This window comes from Photobacterium sp. DA100 (assembly GCF_029223585.1).
GTDB lineage: Bacteria > Pseudomonadota > Gammaproteobacteria > Enterobacterales > Vibrionaceae > Photobacterium.
Window position 1 is genome coordinate 2,666,982 of sequence record NZ_CP119423.1, and the last position, 17,561, is coordinate 2,684,542.

14 protein-coding genes are annotated in these 17,561 nt (G+C 52.3%); 10 read left to right on the forward strand and 4 right to left on the reverse strand.

What is annotated here, in order from left to right; all coding sequences use genetic code 11:
• Positions 1-186 precede the first annotated feature (186 nt).
• The 10 genes from PTW35_RS12230 (at position 187) to PTW35_RS12275 (ending at position 12,349) form a co-directional block, all read left to right on the forward strand.
• A complete protein-coding gene (locus PTW35_RS12230; RefSeq protein WP_281025223.1) occupies positions 187-1,308 on the forward strand; it encodes an AI-2E family transporter in 1,122 nt (373 codons plus the stop codon).
• A gap of 571 nt (positions 1,309-1,879) precedes the next feature.
• Positions 1,880-3,253, forward strand: a complete 1,374-nt coding sequence (locus tag PTW35_RS12235) for a V-type ATP synthase subunit B (protein WP_281025224.1) — start codon at positions 1,880-1,882, stop codon at positions 3,251-3,253.
• Between the two features lie 3 nt (positions 3,254-3,256).
• The gene (locus tag PTW35_RS12240; protein WP_281025225.1) at positions 3,257-3,880 is read left to right on the forward strand and encodes a V-type ATP synthase subunit D; all 624 of its coding nucleotides are present in this window, start codon (positions 3,257-3,259) and stop codon (positions 3,878-3,880) included.
• Positions 3,877-5,682, forward strand: coding sequence for a hypothetical protein (locus tag PTW35_RS12245; protein WP_281025226.1), 1,806 nt, complete (start codon positions 3,877-3,879; stop codon positions 5,680-5,682). The genes PTW35_RS12240 and PTW35_RS12245 overlap by 4 nt, the downstream gene beginning before the upstream one ends.
• 3 nt (positions 5,683-5,685) lie before the next feature.
• Positions 5,686-6,135, forward strand: a complete 450-nt coding sequence (locus PTW35_RS12250) for an ATP synthase subunit C (RefSeq protein ID WP_107301534.1) — start codon at positions 5,686-5,688, stop codon at positions 6,133-6,135.
• 10 nt (positions 6,136-6,145) lie between these two features.
• On the forward strand, positions 6,146-6,829 hold the full coding sequence (locus tag PTW35_RS12255; protein ID WP_281025227.1) for a hypothetical protein: 684 nt from the start codon (positions 6,146-6,148) through the stop codon (positions 6,827-6,829).
• Positions 6,830-6,876: 47 nt separating this feature from the next.
• Entirely contained in the window at positions 6,877-7,557 is a 681-nt protein-coding gene (locus PTW35_RS12260) for a DUF2764 family protein (RefSeq protein ID WP_281025228.1), read from the forward strand.
• Between the two features lie 21 nt (positions 7,558-7,578).
• Positions 7,579-9,417: a V-type ATP synthase subunit A gene (locus tag PTW35_RS12265; RefSeq protein WP_281025229.1), complete on the forward strand. Its 1,839-nt coding sequence runs from the start codon at positions 7,579-7,581 to the stop codon at positions 9,415-9,417.
• Positions 9,418-9,981: 564 nt separating this feature from the next.
• On the forward strand, positions 9,982-11,289 hold the full coding sequence (locus PTW35_RS12270; protein ID WP_281025230.1) for a dicarboxylate/amino acid:cation symporter: 1,308 nt from the start codon (positions 9,982-9,984) through the stop codon (positions 11,287-11,289).
• A gap of 214 nt (positions 11,290-11,503) precedes the next feature.
• Positions 11,504-12,349, forward strand: a complete 846-nt coding sequence (locus PTW35_RS12275) for a hypothetical protein (protein ID WP_281025231.1) — start codon at positions 11,504-11,506, stop codon at positions 12,347-12,349.
• Between the two features lie 35 nt (positions 12,350-12,384).
• Here PTW35_RS12275 and PTW35_RS12280 read toward each other — a convergent pair whose 3' ends face one another.
• The 4 genes from PTW35_RS12280 to lolA form a co-directional block, all read right to left on the reverse strand.
• A complete protein-coding gene (locus PTW35_RS12280; RefSeq protein ID WP_281025232.1) occupies positions 12,385-13,758 on the reverse strand; it encodes a YjiH family protein in 1,374 nt (457 codons plus the stop codon).
• A gap of 245 nt (positions 13,759-14,003) precedes the next feature.
• Complete coding sequence (gene serS, locus PTW35_RS12285; protein ID WP_281025233.1) at positions 14,004-15,311, reverse strand: serine--tRNA ligase; 1,308 nt, start codon at positions 15,309-15,311, stop codon at positions 14,004-14,006.
• A gap of 127 nt (positions 15,312-15,438) precedes the next feature.
• Entirely contained in the window at positions 15,439-16,779 is a 1,341-nt protein-coding gene (locus PTW35_RS12290; RefSeq protein WP_044623824.1) for a replication-associated recombination protein A, read from the reverse strand.
• Positions 16,780-16,918: 139 nt separating this feature from the next.
• A complete protein-coding gene (gene lolA / locus PTW35_RS12295) occupies positions 16,919-17,536 on the reverse strand; it encodes an outer membrane lipoprotein chaperone LolA (protein ID WP_107291739.1) in 618 nt (205 codons plus the stop codon).
• Positions 17,537-17,561: the final 25 nt, after the last annotated feature.

Below are 17,561 nucleotides of genomic sequence, written 5' to 3' on the forward strand. Positions count from 1 at the left end.
CAGACGCCCATGACTAAACCAGCTCAATTGAGCTGGTTTTTTTATATCTGAATAAAGGCGAAATTTTTATTTATGCGACGGAAGACCAGGCAAAGCCACTTATAGTTAATTAGCACACGTTACAAATAAAGCCGATTTGCATGCAGAACAATTGCACCTTGATGGTTCACCAAAGAGGGATACACATTGAATCGCGATGATAATGAAAACCTAAAGCAAGTACTGTCGGCAGCGTTTACGGCCTCGTTAATCCGCTTCTCGGTTATCACCTTAATTGTTTTAGTGTGCTTTTGGGCATTCTTGCCCTTTCTCCCGATTTTAATGTGGGCTTTAGTACTTGCCATTGCACTTTATCCTGTCCGGCAATTCCTGGAAGCTAAGTTTGGCTGGTCCGCTGCGCGGACATCCACCCTAATAGCCATTGTCGGTGTGCTAGTGCTCGGTATCCCAACTGCCATGGTAGGTAACTCGTTCGCATCAAAGATATTTGGCGCCTATGAAGCTTACGAGGCAGGGACCCTCGAGGTACCTGCACCTTCGGCCAGTGTCAAAGAGTGGCCATTGGTGGGAGATAAAATGCATGAAGCCTGGCAAGAGGCTGCAGCAGATCTCCCCCGTTTCGTAGAAAGACGTCAACCGCAACTCAAAAGTTTGTCCAGCTGGTTTGTAGAGAAGGCAAGCGGCGCTGCAAGAAGTGTCTTCCTGATGATTGGAGCCATTATTCTCGCAGGCATAATGCTGGCCTGGGCTGAGCCAGCTAGCCGTTCGACACGTCGGATTTTCACCAGCTTTTCCAACCGCGAAATTGGACCGGAATTACACCATCTCACCACTGCGACGATCAGGCAGGTTGCTGTTGGCATCATTGGCATTGCATTCCTCACCGCGGTGGTATTTGGTGCAGCCGTTGCGCTTGCTGGCGTACCCGCAGCGGCATTGTTTACATTGATTGCTTTGATATTCGCAATTATGCAGCTGCCAGTGACGATTGTGGCTCTCGTCGCAGTTGGGCTGCTGTGGTCAAGCGGAGAGAACTCAACACTGCACAATACGATATTTTCTATTTTGATCATTGCTGCAAGCCTGATCGACAACTTTCTGAAACCCATGATCCTGGGCCGGGGGCTAGATGTACCAATGCCGGTAGTCTTGATAGGTGCAATTGGTGGCATGATGTCTGGCGGCATATTGGGGATGTTTATCGGAGCCGCTTTCCTCTCTGCGGGCTATCAAGTCTTTATGAAATGGGTTGATTCAGAAAATGCGCCCTCCCCAGCCGGCAGCAAACGGCCCAAAGGTGGAGAGTGATCCGTAACCTCTCCTGCCTACGGCAACGTTGCTTGGTCACCGGCCTAACTTTTTTCTCACCAAAATGGATTTCGTGCAAAAAACCACCACTCCACCATTCCCGCCGCCCCCAGATTCATTAACTTTTTTTACATATGTTAAAAGACGAAATATTGGTGATATCTAATTTTCCAGTTTTGAAAACTGCAAGACAGATCGCAGAAAGAAAATAAAATCAATGCTGGCATTTTTTCCCCCGCAATCAGCAATCCAAACAAAAACCTTTAAAATTAACAACCTAAGATATTTACCAATAATCCCCAGTGGCGTTCCCCCCGACAATACCCATGGATAATCCGAGCTATAAGCTCGAATTTACCGATGTGACGGAAATCATTGCTAACAATTTGACATCAATTGAAACAACAGATTGGTACCAAATGAGCTACATGAGCATAACCTTAGGAACTGTGCTTTGAATTGCGGCCTTGGATGGGCAAGCAATTCAACAGCGGGTCGAAAAATGAGCACGGATGGTTTGTTTCCTCTCATTTATACACTCATCCCCCAGGCAGTTATCAAGGTATTTGTAATGCCACAGAGTCTATTACGTTACACCAACATACTCAGTATCGTCGGTGATTTGATCCGGGTAGAAGTACCCAACCTCTCGTCAAGCAATGCGAAGGCCAAGTACGGCGATCTCGCGATGGTCGAGCAAAACGGTGAAAACTACTCGCTCGCTCAGATCATCAAAATCGACAACGAAGAAGTCTCGCTTCAGGTCTTTGCCGGCTGTAAAGGTCTCTCAACCAATGCCGCCGTTTGCTTCCTTGACCAACCGATGCAGGTCACCTACTCACCGAATATCCTCGGCCGCATCTTCGACGGTGCCGGGCAGCCAATCGACCATGGTCCGGAGCTTGAGACCGATCCCAAGGTTGAAATCGACGGCCCTTCGGTCAACCCGGTCCGCCGTACGCTAGCCACCCGCATGGTACGGACCAACGTGCCGATGATCGATGTGTTCAACACCTTGGTTGAATCGCAGAAAATTCCTATTTTCTCTGTCGCCGGCGAGCCATACAACAAATTCCTCGCCCGCATAGCCATCCAGGCCGAAGCCGATGTGGTGGTCTTCGCCGGAATGGGGCTTATCTATGACGACTACCATTTCTTCAAAACCCAGTTTGAGGAAGCCGGCGTGTCATCCCGTACCGTGATGTTTGTCAACCAAGCCTCGGACCCTACCGTTGAACGCTTGCTGGCACCGGACATGGCGCTCTCGGTCGCGGAACATTTTGCTGTCGATGAAAGCAAACGGGTACTGGTGCTGCTGACCGACATGACCTCCTATGCCGATGCGATGAAAGAAATCGGGGTCGCGATGGACAAGATCCCCGCTAACCGGGGTTACATGGGCGATCTCTACTCCCAGTTAGCCAAACGCTACGAAAAGGCCTGCGACTACAAAGGCGCCGGCTCTGTCACCTTGCTGGCGGTGACCACCATGCCGGGCAACGATGTCACCCACCCGGTACCGGATAACACCGGATACATCACCGAAGGACAATTCTATCTGCACGATGGCGTGCTTGACCCATTCGGCTCGCTGTCCCGTCTTAAGCAGATGGTGGTCGGCAAAGAAACCCGAGAAGATCACAGCGCCATCATGAGTGTGATGATTCGCTTCTACTCTGATTCCGTCGAGGCCCAGCAGAAGCAGGCCATGGCGTTCGAACTATCGGAGTATGACAAGAAAACACTGAAATTCGGCAAGTACTTCAAGGACAACTTCATGACACTGGACGTCGACATGAACCTGGAAGACGCCCTGGACTTCAGTTGGAAAATCCTCGCGGAGTGTTTTGATCCCGAAGAAACCTTGATCAAAGACAGCCTGCTGGAAATGTACTGGCCGTATCCAGAGCAGTTAGATCTGGACACAGAAGCAGCAGAGGGTTAATCCATGGCTAAGGTAGCACTTAACAAAAGCTCGCTAAACAAGCAAAAGCGGAGTTTGAAAACCTACAACCGCTACCTACCTGCGTTGGAACTGAAGCGACAACAATTGATGCTGGAGCGCAAAAAAGCCGAGCAGGCTCTGGAGCAAGCTAAACTACGCGTTGCCGATTTGCGCGCGGTGGTAGAGGAAGCAATTCCGATGCTCGCCTGCAAGGATATTAACGTCAATAACCTGGTCAAGGTCACCGACGTTAAGCTAGCCACCCAGAACATTGTTGGTTGCCGGGTCCCGATTGTCGAGTCGGTCGACATCGAAGTGACCCCATACAGTTATCTTGCCCGCCCGCACTGGGTCGATAGTGTGGTCCGCCAGCTGAAGGAAATGGTTCGTTTGCGTGTTGAACTGGCTGTATACCAGCAACGCTACGAGCTGATCAGCGATGCCACACGGATCACCAGCCAGCGCGTGAATTTGTTCTCGAAGGTACTTATCCCTGATACCCAAGAAAGTATCAAACGGATTGGCATCTACCTATCGGATCAAGATCGCGCCGCGGTAATGAACGCCAAGCTATCGAAACAAAAAGTGCTGGCACAGCAAGAGAAAGCGCAGGGAGGCCAATCATGAGTATCAAACAGCTAAAACGCCTGACACTCGGTGGTCAAGCTTCCCGCCGGGAAGAAATCCTGATGGCATTGCAGGCCCTTGGCTGCATGCACCTGATCCCGCTCAGCCAGGATGAGGCCGACGCCAACCATGCGATGGCCATGCAGCAGCCCTCCGATGCCAGCGAGGCATTGGCCTGGCTGAGCCGGGTCGAGCGCAGGCGCCGCCCAGTCAGGGACAAGGACTTGGTAGATGTCGAGGAATTGGTCTCCCAGATCCTCGAAAACAAACTCCATATCCGCCAGCAGCAGGACAAGCGCGATTTGCTCAAAGAGCGTCTGCAACTGCTACGTCCCTGGGGGGAGTTTGAACTACCTGACATCAGCACCATCAACAACTTGCGCTTCTGGTTTTACCTATTGCCACTGAAAAAACTCTCTGCTATGGCAGAGGTTGATCTGCCTTGGCAAGAGGTGCACAGGGACCAGAAAAATGCCTATATCGTGATTGTATCTGAGTCCGAGCCCGATCCGGTACTGCTTCCGGTTGACCGTTCGCACATTGGTGGCAATAGCCTATCCCAGGTCGAGGAACACCTAGAGATTGCCGAGCAGCACCTGGAAGACTTGCTGGCCGAACGCGAGGCGCTAACCCGCTGGATCTATCCGCTCAGCCAGTCCCTGGCAGCCAGTCAGGACAAGGCCGAGTTGCTATTGGCTTCCTCTGGAGTTCAGGATGAAGGCGAGTTCTTCCTGATCCAGGGATGGATGCCGGCCGACGCCCAGGACGCAGTGCTCGAGCTGGCCGAGGCCTATGGCTCTGCCGTGCTGTTCGAAGATCCCAAAGCCGATGACCAGCCTCCGACCCTGCTGGAAAACTCCGAGCTTACCGGAGGAGGCGCCGAGGCAATGGGCTTTTTCCAGACCCCTAACTACCGTGCATGGGACCCGGGCAACCTGGTGTTTTATTCGTTCTCGTTGTTCTTCGCGATGATCATGAATGATGCCATGTACAGCGCCATTCTCGGCCTGATCATCCTGTTCTTCCGTGACAAGTTCGATGCCTCGCCAGAAGGCAAGCGACTGAAGAATATGGGGCTGTTCATGTCCGGGCTGGGCATTTTCTGGGGCGTGCTCGCCGGCAGCTACTTTGGTATCGCGCCAGAGGAAGGCAGCTTCTGGGGCTTTTTCCACATCATCGACATGAACGACTACGGCGCCATGATGCGGCTGTCGGTCTTTATCGGTGTCATGCACCTGATCATCGCCAACGTGATGACCGCCTACATCAACCGCCCCCACAAACGTGCTTTCGCCCCGCTTGGCTGGGCGGCACTGATGTTTGGCGGCATGCTGTTGTGGTTCGGGATCAGCGGCGCGGTCTGGAGCTGGTTCGGCAAGGGGCTCGGCGGACTGTTGATGCTGGGCGGCGCCGGCCTGGTGTGTGTCTATAGCAGTGACCGGCCAATCAATAGCCGTATGGATATGGCACTCCGCGTACTCGATGGTGCCAAGGCGATTTACAACATTACCAGTGCCTTCGGTGACATCCTGAGCTACATGCGTCTGTTCGCACTTGGCTTATCCGGTGCATCGCTGGCGATGACATTTAACTCATTGGCAGGACAAGTGGTCGAAGCCCAGCCCGTTTCAGGGGTGTTGTTTGGCGGTTTGATCTTGCTGCTTGGCCATATTCTCAACTTCGCGCTCTGTGTCATGAGTGGCGTGGTACACGGTATGCGCCTAAACGTAATTGAATTTGTTAACTGGGGCCTATCCGACGAAGGATACCCATTCAAAGCTTTTCGGAAGAAAGAGGATTAAAACATGGAACAATTTGTTATTGCACTTGGCTGGTTGGGCGCGTTCGCTCCTGTTGCACTGGGTGCTATTGGTTCAGCTATCGGCTGTTCGGTAGCCGGCCAGGCTGCTTGTGGTGCCATGCTGGATGTTGAATCTGGTTACGGTAAGTACATCGGTCTGTCTGCCATGCCTTCCTCTCAGGTTATCTACGGTATCGTGATTATGTTCACCCTAGCAGGTATTGGTGTCGACGCCGAAACCGCTGGCGGTCTGTTCGGTGTTGGCTTGATGACAGGTCTGGCCCTGCTGTTCTCTGCTATCTACCAGGGGCAGGCAGTCTCGGCTGCTATCAATGCTTCTAAGAACAAGCCCGAAGTATTCGGCCTATCGATTGCCCCAGCGGCAATTGTTGAAGGCTTCTCGGTTTTTGCTTTCGTTTTTGCGCTAGTCATGGGTGCCAACATCGGCGCATAAGGAACAGAACATGCCAGTAGACAATCAAAACACCACACCGGTTTCCGCCGGGATCAAGCAGCTGGTCGACACACTTCGCCAGGAAGGTGTCGAGGCCGGTAAGCAAGCTGCCGACCAAATCATTGCCGAAGCGCGTGAAGAGGCATCGACCATCGTTGCCGAAGCCCGTGATAAAGCAGGCCTGATCCTTGGCAATGCCCGCAAGGAAGCCGACTTTATTTCAACCGCCGGCAAGCAGGCGTTCGAAATGGCCAACCGCAACGCGATTTTGGAGCTCAAGGCTTTCTTGCAAGATGAGTTTGCCAAGCAGATCAAGGCAACAGTCGGTACCCAGATGACGGATGAAAAGCTGTTGCAGCAGATGATCCTCGAAGTGGCCGGCCGCAGCGCGATCAAAACCGATGAGCCGGTTGAAGTGATCTTGCCGACCCGCGTAGTCGGCGTGAACGATTTGAGCGCCAACCCCGAAGAACTCAAGGAAGGCACCCTGATCCACTTCGCAGTTGCCCAGGCGGCCGAGATGCTGCGCGAAGGCGTGACCTTCAACGTCAGCGAGGATAACAAAAACGCCGTTGTGTTCCGCCTGAAAGATAAAGATATCGAAGTGGCACTGTCGGATGAAACCGTCACCCAAATGATGCTTAACCACCTCCAGCCTCGTTTCCGCGCGCTGTTGGAAGGTATCGTCAAATAAGTACAAGAGGCAGGCTTGCCCTGCCTCTCCTTTAACAAGGAACGTATATGTCTGATAAAGCATATCATGGCCTGTTGACGTCGCTGCCGCATATCGACTCTCTGTTTGATAGCAAAATCACGCCGATTTCCCGTTACCAACTGGAGCGTCGATTAAGTGCCCTGTCGTTCGATGAGCGCAGGCGCCTCAATATGATTGAGCAAATCATGCATTGGGATCGCACCAAAGACGATGCCGATGACGCCGAGCTGATCAAGTTTGCCACCCGGGCACGCAGCCAGGTAAAAAGCAAAGTGCTGCAGGATCTGATTGACTGGCGCTTGGACATGCGCTCTGTGGTGGCCGCCCTGCGGCGTAAAAAAGCCGGAGAAAAAGCCCCGGCCGAGCCGCGATGGAGCTTTGGTACCCGCTACGAATTTATCCGCCGCAACTGGAATGTGCCTTATTTCAATCTGCACTTTACTTTCCCTTGGCTGCCGGATGTCGCTCGGTACATGGAGCACGACCAGAGCCTGGACGTTGAAAAAGCCTTGCTCGAGGCCGTCTGGGAGCAGCTAGACCGTATCAGCACCAAAGAGCGCTTTAGCTTCGAAGCCGTGGTGATTTACCTATTGCGCTGGAATTTGGTTTTCCGCTGGACCACTTACGACAGCGAAATAGCTATCGAGCGATTCGACCAACTCGTAGAGAACGCACTGGGTGACTTTGCCAGTGATCTACCGCATTAATTTAGACAAACAGGTTGTTCAATGAGCACGGAATTAATCAATAAAACGCCGACTGCCCACGTTACGGCAGTCATTGGCGATACCCTGACCATCCGCCTGAACCCGGGCGAGAAAGGCCAACTGGTCAAAAACGAAGTCGTGTATGTGCTGCCGAGCCGCAAGCAAACCGACGGCCTTGACGAAATGCTGATGGCCGAAGTGCTGCGTGTACGCGGTGATTCTGCCGATATCCAGGTCTACGAAGATACCCGCGGCGTTGCTGTCGGTGACAGCATAATCCAAACCGGGGAAATGCTGAGCGTCGACTTGGGGCCTGGGATCTTGGCCCAAATCTATGATGGCCTGCAAAATCCGCTTGAGCGCCTGGCGCAAATTCATGGCAAGTTCCTCAAACGTGGTGTGCAGGTAGACGCGCTCGATAAAGCCGAGACCTGGGCCTTTACGGCAGTAGCCAAAAAAGGGGACAAACTGCGTGCTGGTCAATCGCTGGGGACGGTGCAGGAGGGCCGCTTTACCCATCAGATTATGGTGCCTTTCTATATTAAGGGCGAAGTCGAAGTAACCTGGATCCAGGAAGGCAGCTTTACGGTTGATACCGTTATTGCTCACATCACCGACAACCGCGGCAAGGAGCATAACCTGACCATGGTTCAGAAGTGGCCAGTGCGCCAATCTATCGCCAATACCCTGACCAAAAACGGTGGCAAGACCCAGCGCAAATTCCCTAATGAGCCCTTGGTGACCACAACCCGTACCATTGATACCTTCTTCCCGATTGCCCGTGGCGGAACAGGGTGTGTACCGGGCCCATTCGGCTCGGGCAAAACTGTACTACAGCACGGGATCTCCCGCTATTGTGACGCTGACATTGTTATCGTGGTGGCCTGTGGCGAGCGTGCCGGTGAAGTGGTCGAAACCATCGAAGAGTTTCCTCACCTGCCGGATCCTAAGCATGGTGGTACCCTTATCGACCGTACCGTTATCATCTGCAATACCTCATCCATGCCGGTTGCGGCTCGTGAGGCCTCAATCTATACCGGCCTGACACTGGGCGAGTACTACCGCCAGATGGGCTACAACGTACTGTTGCTGGCCGACTCGACCTCGCGCTGGGCACAGGCGATGCGTGAAACGTCCAACCGCCTGGAGGAGATCCCTGGCGAAGAGGGCTTCCCGGCCTACATGGACTCGGCCATCAAGGGCGTTTATGAGCGCTGCGGTGTGGTGGATAACGAAAACGGCACGGACGGCTCGCTCACCATGATTGGCTCGGTGTCTCCCGCCGGCGGTAACTTCGAAGAACCCGTCACCCAGTCAACCCTGGGGACGGTCAAGACCTTCCTGGGCCTGTCATATGACCGCGCCTACAAGCGCTTCTACCCGGCCATTGACCCGCTGATCTCCTGGTCCCGCTACCTCGATCAACTTGAAGGCTGGTATGCCGAAAACCTCGGCCCAGAATGGGTACCTACGGTCAAAGAGATGAAGGCCCTGCTATCGACCGGCGACAGCATCGGCCAGATGATGCAGGTAACCGGTGAGGAAGGGATCTCGCTGGAGGACTACGTGGTCTATCAGAAAGCGCTGTTCCTCGACATGGTGTACCTGCAGCAGGATGCCTTCGACGAAGTCGACGCGTCGTGTAGTTTCGAGCGACAGCAGTTTGTCTTCGGCAAGGTGGTTGATGTGATCCGCACCGAGTACGACTTCTCAGATAAAGCCGAAGCCCGTAAGTACTTTACGGCCATGACGCGATACTTCCGTAACTTCCATTACGCCAAAGACAATACCGCGGAATACCACGACTATGTCTCTCGGATTGAGATGTTGTTGGAGGATACAACCAGCGCCACTGCATAAGCTTTAAAATCAGGCAGTTAAACATAGCAACCAGCATACCTGCCGTCAGGTGGTGCTGGTTTGTTATGGCCGCCTGATTTCGCGACAACGCGGCACCCGCAACAAAAGTGCAAAACACCATACCAATGGAAAATAAGGACCCAGAATAAACCCAGGAAAGCAGGATTAATCACTTAGAATTTACCGGCCAGGCAGATAATTTAACCTTGCCGTCACACCTGATACTTTGCGGGCATCAAGCACCATAAAATCCTGCAAAAGCGAATGTTAAAAGGGGCTTTTCCCACCCCCGAAAATCAGGTGCAAACTCGGCAAAACCTTAGCAAAATTTCGCTCAAAACGATTTATCAGCACAAAAAACGCCCAAAAACCGCCGAGTGCGTTAAAATTCAGTTAATAAATATGTTTTCAGAATATCGTACTGCCACAAAAAGTGTGATCTGAAACATATCTTTGATTATTGCTCAGCATTTTACTTCGCATTAACACGCGAAGTGCTGTTAACCTGCTCCGCGCTCTGGTGAAAGATTTACAGAGTGAATAATTATAAGGAGTGTTTTATTCATGCAAGCACAAAAGAAAAAAATGTCCCTGACCGGCCGAGTAATTCTGGGTATGGTTCTGGGCATCTTGACAGGATTCATTATTCGTTCACTTTTTTCTGAATCATCTTTTGTCCACGAATATATTGTGAATGGCCTGTTCGAGGTCGGTGGTGCAATCTTCATTGCAAGTTTGAAGATGCTCGTTGTGCCACTGGTGTTTGTCTCTCTGGTGTGCGGTACCAGTACACTTAAAGACATCAGCACGCTGGGCCGCCTGGGCGGGAAAACTCTGGCGTTCTACCTGAGCACCACCGCGATTGCTATTTCACTGGCCCTCGTTATGGGTAACCTGTTCAAGCCAGGTGCCGGTGCAGACCTTTCTGCTGCAACGACATTTGCCTCTAGAGAAGCGCCGTCACTGGGTCAGGTCATTATCGACATGTTCCCGACCAACCCAATCAGCTCGATGGCTAACGGTAACACGCTGCAGATCATCGTGTTCGCTATCCTGTTCGGTATCGCAATCAGCGCTGCAGGCAAGCCGGGGGAGCGTATTGCAGGTATCTTCGCTGATCTCAATGAAGTGATCATGAAGCTAGTTGCCCTGCTGATGAACATTGCCCCATTCGGTGTTTTCTTCCTGATGGCAAAACTGTTCACCGGTCTAGGTCTTGATGCGATTTTCAATCTATTAGGTTACTTCCTGGTACTGACTTGTACTCTGCTGCTGCACGGTATCGTGGTGTACGGTTCACTGTTCAAAATCTTCACCGGTTTGAGCCCGAAAGTGTTCCTGAAGAAGATGGAAGATGCGATCATGTTCGCCTTCTCCACCGCGTCTTCAAACGCAACAATTCCTGTAACTATGGAAACGGCGACCAAGCGTCTTGGCGTGAAAAACCGTATCGCATCATTCACGGTACCACTTGGCGCAACCATCAACATGGATGGTACGGCGATCATGCAGGGTGTGGCGACGGCATTCATTGCCCAAGCATTTAACATCGACCTGACCATGGGTGATTACTTAATGGTCATTGCAACAGCAACTCTGGCTTCGATCGGTACTGCTGGTGTGCCGGGTGTCGGTCTTATCATGCTGGCAATGGTATTGAACCAAGTTGGCCTTCCGGTTGAAGGTATCGCAATTATCATGGGTGTTGACCGTCTGCTGGATATGATCCGTACCGCAGTCAACATCACAGGTGATAGCTGCGTCACCTGTATCGTTGCCAAATCAGAAGGTGAGATGGATATCAACCGCTTCAACGACCCGCATGCGGGCGAAAAAGAAGAAGAGGTTCACCTACACCCAATTCGCGATTAAGGCACTCCATACCAAAAGCTCCCATCCGGGAGCTTTTTTTGCACCACAATCCACCATGGTTGCACCGATATCGCCCACTCCTCCGGGCTTCTCAACCGTTCAAAAATAAGCGTTTGAAATTTATATATTTAATTTTTCTGCCTCTTGATCCAGGATGGAATAATGCTTGCTACATAGCTAACCATAAACTGGCATCTATGTTTCGGGAGGCAATATGCTTTATTTTTTTCTTATCCTCTGTCTTACTGGCATTTTGCTCAGTGCCGTCATGGTCCGTACCCACCAACAGCGCGACCTGCTGCAAAGCCGCTTCAATCAAATTATCGGCCTGCGTCAGCTGATCCACCTGCTGCGTTTCCATCGTCGCCGCTCGCACCAGGCCTTGAAGCACACCTCGGCAGAGAGCCTGAGCGAAGCGATCGCAATCAAGACCCTACTCCACAGCCTGATCAGCCAAGCAGAAAAGCCCAACAAGCCGATGTACCGGATCCTCAGCAAACAGCTGAGCACCATGCTCGATGAATGGCCCAAGTATTCTACGCAGCGCAACCAGTCCACCCACGGTAAAGCCATCCGCCATGTGCTGTACCTGATTGATGATACCCTGACCCAATGCCTTATCACGTGCGAGAAAGACGAACTATTCAAACATTATCAAGGTACATGGCCAGTGATGCTCAATGCTATCGACAGCCTGAGTCGCTTCCGTTATGCCATTGAAAACTATGAGATGGGCACCGATGTCATGGCAAGAGAGCTTGGACTTCACGCCCAGATCCTCAAACGTAGAATGGCGCAGCTGCATTTGCCCGGTGATCCCGCAGTACCACCACTGATCATCGAGAAGTTGTTCAGCCACTACGACAGCATCAATATGAATGGTCATGACAAGGAGTTGGTCAAGCACCAACTCTACCAGTTCTCGTTAGAGGCGTCGGATACCCTATTTCACCTGTTTGATCTGGTACTTGGCCATATCGGTGCACAGCTGTCGATTAAATTGCCGGAGCTGGCAACGAGGGAGGATAAGAAAGTGGTGCAGATCATTGCCCGGCACTAAGACCGGGCAATAGAAGAATGGAAGCAGAACTGAGATCAGAAGATTAAGTGGGCAATCGCGACGATGATCGGCAACGTCACCAGCGTACGCAGAACAAAGATAGCCACCAACTCAAGGAAGTTAATTGGCACTTTGCTGCTTAGGATCACCGAGCCGGTTTCCGACATGAAAATCAGCTGGGTGACCGACAGTGCCGCAACAACAAACTTGGTCAGCTCGGCATTGATACTCGAAGCGGCAATGATTGACGGCACATACATGTCCGTGAAACCCACCAGCATTGTCTGCGCGGCGGCTTGTGCCTCTGCGACGTTCAGTAACTCAAGCAGCGGCACAAACGGTGCACCCAGCAGCGAGAACAGCGGCGTCGTTTCCGCCACAACCAGACCAAGCGTACCGATTGCCATGACGACTGGCAGCACGCCAATCACCATATCCAGTGCGTTGTGGATACCTTCCTTGGCTACCGAGCCAAGGCTTTTCACTTTATCGGCACGCTGTAGGGCCAAGTCCATGCCAAAACTCATCGCTGACTGGCCTTGCGGTACCAGTTCGTCATCACGGTTCGGCTTGGTACCATCAATATAGAGATCTTTCTTGTAAGACAGAGGCGGCAGGAACTGGATCACCATGGCTGCAACCACGCCCGACAAGCAAATAGCAGCATAGAAAGGGACAAAGTAGTTCTGCAGGCCAACCTGGGTCAGTACCACCAGCGAAAACGAAATCCCCACCGGCGAGAACATGGTCGCCACCACAGCAGCCTCACGAGCCGTATATTTCTTCTGCTCGTACTGCTTGCTGGTCAGAATAACCCCAACCGTACCATCACCCAACCAAGATGAAATACAGTCAATCGCCGCCCGTCCCGGTAGCCTGAACACCGGACGCATGAACTTGCTCAGCAAGGTGCCCAGCAGTTCAAGCAGGCCGAAGTTAAGCAGCAAAGGCAGAAGCAAGCCGGCAAAGATGAAAGTCACGAATAGTGAAGGCAGCAGATCATGCAGCACCAGGCCACCGGTATTTTCATTCCAGAACATTTCTGGACCTAGCTGATGAAGCGCCGCTAGAGTAAATACCGCCCCCAGGCTACGAATAACTAACCAGGTTGGGCTCAATACAAAAAGGCGAGTCAGCAAAGAAGACTGGGTTACAAAACTAGGCTTTGCCACACTTGCCAGTAGTGAAATCACAGCAGACAAACAGATCACCGCCGTCACCAACGGCAAGATAGCGTCCCCCAACACGGCCTTGAAGCCTTTAGCCATCAGGGCTAGCGGGAAGGTAAAGTCACCGTTGACGGTCAGTGGTGCCAAGAAAAAGAACAAGCCAAGTAATGATGGGATGGCGAACATCAGCACATTCCGGCTGGTCTTGTGATGGTTTTGCGCTAAAAGGGTATCTGTCATTCTACTGCTTCCTGAATGATTACACTTTCAATAAAAGTGAATAAATTCTCAATGGTGCGATTATATCGAATACAATTAAGGACACAATAGTAAAACGATAAAATAATCACTTTTATCGCATAAAAAACCAAACAGTAGTCACCCTGCCAGATGGTTGTTTCTTTTCCCTGTTTATCAAGCCCCAAAAAAAACCCAGCCAATCGGCTGGGTTTGGGGGTGTTCTGTTCGAACTTACGCGTAACGGATTAACCGATGTGGGTCGCGTTGTTCATGTACTTGCGAAGTACTTCAGGAATACGGATACGACCGTCAGCTTCCTGGTTGTTCTCTAGGATAGCGACCATAGTACGGCCAACCGCTAGACCAGAACCGTTGAGGGTGTGAACTAGCTCAGGCTTCTTCTCGCCTTTACGACGGAAACGCGCTTGCATACGGCGAGCCTGGAAGTCACCACAGTTAGAACAAGAAGAGATCTCACGGTAAGTTTCCTGTGCAGGAACCCATACTTCTAGGTCGTAAGTCTTCACGGCACCGAAGCCCATGTCACCAGTACATAGGATCACCTTACGGTAAGGCAGCTCAAGCAACTGAAGTACTTTCTCAGCGTGGCCTGTTAGCTCTTCCAGGGCGTCCATTGAATCTTCAGGGCGAGTGATCTGTACTAGCTCAACCTTGTCGAACTGGTGCATACGGATAAGACCACGGGTGTCACGGCCGTAAGAACCCGCTTCTGAACGGAAGCAAGGCGTGTGTGCAGTCATCTTAACTGGCAGGTCCGCTTCTTCAGAAATCGTGTCGCGCAGCATATTGGTAACAGGTACTTCTGCTGTCGGGATCAGAGACAGAGTGCGAGGCTCTTCGTCGTTCACTTTCTCAGTCAGTGGCTGAGTGTGGAACAGATCAGCACCAAACTTAGGCAGCTGGCCAGTACCGAACAAGCTGTCAGAGTTCACCAGGTAAGGAACGTACATCTCTGTGTAGCCGTGCTCGTCCGTGTGCAGATCCAGCATGAACTGGGCGATTGCACGGTGCAGGCGGGCGAACTGGCCTTTCATCACGATGAAACGTGCGCCAGACAGCTTAACCGCGCTTGCGAAATCAAGGCCATCGCCCATTTCACCTAGGTCAACGTGATCTTTCACGTCAAAGTCGTAAGACTGTGGCTGGCCCCAGCGAGAAATTTCAACATTGTCGTTCTCGTCTTTACCGGCAGGTACAGAGTCGTCCGGTAGGTTAGGGATAGTCTGTACGATGGCATCCAGCTCAACCTGCAGTGCAGCCAGCGCTTTCTTCGCCTCGTCCAGCTCAGAGCCTAGGTTGCCAACTTCAGCAAGGATGCGCTCAGCTTCTTCGTGATCGCCCTTCGCTTTCGCTTGGCCAATGGACTTCGATCGGGAGTTACGCAGTGCCTGAAGCTCTTCAGTTTTGACCTGAAGTGACTTACGTTTTTCTTCTAGGGAACGTAGTAGCTCTACATCAAGAGTGTAACCACGGCGCGCTAATTTTTCGGCTGTTGCGTCCAGCTCAGTTCGAAGTAATTTAGAATCTAGCATGCTAATCCTGTGCTCATATTGTTCTAAAGTGCACATTATTTAGCCAAAACGGTGGCTAAATAATTTATAATTCAGAAGGCGTTAGGCAACCTAACGCTGATCCCTCAACAATACCCAAAAAGCCCTATTATTGATAGCGCTTTGACGCGCTTTTTGCATCTAAAGAAGCAAGATAATCTAACTTTTCAGAAATTTTGGTCTCTAAGCCCCGATTTGTCGGCTGATAATAGCGAGTGCCCGCTAACTCAGGCGGGAAGTAGCTCTCGCCGGCGGCATAGGCACCCGGCTCGTCATGGGCATAGCGGTATTCCTGGCCGTAGCCCATTTCCTTCATCAACTTGGTCGGCGCATTGCGCAAATGATGCGGCACTTCATAATCAGGATAGTTAGCGGCATCTAACTTGGCCTGCTTAAATGCGGTATACACGGCATTGCTTTTCGGCGCGCAGGCCAAATACACGATTGCCTGGGCGATAGCCCGCTCGCCTTCGTAGGCGCCTACCCGGGTAAAGCAGTCCCAAGCCGACACGGCAACCTGCATCGCGCGCGGATCGGCATTGCCAATATCTTCCGAAGCGATGGCCAGCAGTCGGCGGGCAACATAGAGCGGATCACAACCGGCCTGCAGCATGCGGGCATACCAGTACAGGCCGCCATCCGGGCTCGAGCCGCGAATCGACTTGTGTACGGCCGAAATCATGTCGTACCACAAATCCCCCTTGTTATCGAAGCGGGCAATTTTCTCCCCGGCTACTTCGGCCAACAGGGCCAGGGTGATCTGCTTGTTGCCTTGCTGATCCTCGTCTGCCATATCGATCAGCTGCTCGAGGTAGTTCAGCGACATGCGGGCATCGCCGCCGACCAACTCGGCAAGGCGCTCTTTCACCTCATCGACAAACACCAGATTGGTTTCCGTAACACCGCGCTCTTTGTCGCCAAGGGCCTGCTCAATCACCTCGAGGATCTCATCGGTATCGAGGGATTTGAGCTTGTAGACCCGGGCGCGGGACAACAATGCGTTATTGAGTTCGAAAGACGGGTTTTCTGTTGTGGCACCGATGAAGGTCACCGTACCGTCTTCGATATGGGGCAAGAAGGCATCCTGCTGGCTCTTGTTAAAGCGGTGGACCTCATCGACGAACAGGATAGTCCGGCGGCCGGCCATCTTGTTATCGCGCGCCTTGTCGATAGCCGCGCGGATATCTTTCACCCCGGAGGTGACTGCCGACACGCGTTCGACTTCGGCATTGGCATAGTGGGCCGCCACCTCTGCCAAAGTGGTTTTTCCGGTGCCAGGAGGCCCCCACAGGATCATCGAATGCAGGTGTCCGGCTTCCAGCGCACGCCTCAGCGGTTTGCCTTCTGCCAGGATATGTTTCTGGCCGATGTACTCCTGCACGGTACGTGGACGCATTCTGGCTGCCAGCGGCCGGAAATCCGACGAAAAGTCCAGGCTGAAATTACTCAAAATCACCGCTCCTCTGGACCAACCCGAATCGTTGCTGATTTGAGTTGGTCATAAAACAAAATTAGGTGGTACTGCCGTACCACCTAAGTCAATCTGGTTCACTGTCGCTTGCTAGCGGCCTTGAAAGCCGGGCTGTCGCTTAATTGCGCTGGTCATCCAGCTCCACGCCCTCTGGTGGCGTAAAGGTGAACAGGCTCGCTGCGGGCGTGTGCTTCTTAAATTTAGACAGTCTGAAATTGCTTCGCTGGCCGTCTTGCTCAACCACCGAGAAACTGCGCACTTCACCGGACTTGGCAACCGTCACGACAAACTGCCCCATCGAAGACGCACCACTTTTCGGCGTCAGGGTGAAAGTGTCGGCGGTTTGCGACACATTGTAGTTGGCCCAGTCAGCCGCACTGTTGCGAGTCAGCAATACGAACGGGGTCTGATCGGTGGCATCATTGAGCCACATCGCGGTAACCTGCTCGATAAACGGGCTGTAATACCATAGGGTCTTGCCATCAGAGATCAGAATGTTCTCATCCGGCGTTTCGGTATTCCAACGAAACAGGTTCGGCCGCTTGATGGATACATCACCGCTACCCTCCACCAGCAGGCTGCCCTCGGGGCTCACGACCGTTTGGGTAAAGTCGGCACTGAAGGCATTGACTTTGCCCAAGCGAGTACTCAATTCCTGCTGCGGATTTGCCAATGCCTGGCCTGCCAGCAACAGCGGGCTGGCTACCAACATACTCAAAAGCACTTTTTTAATCATTCTGTTAAACCTTTTCTAATGCCTG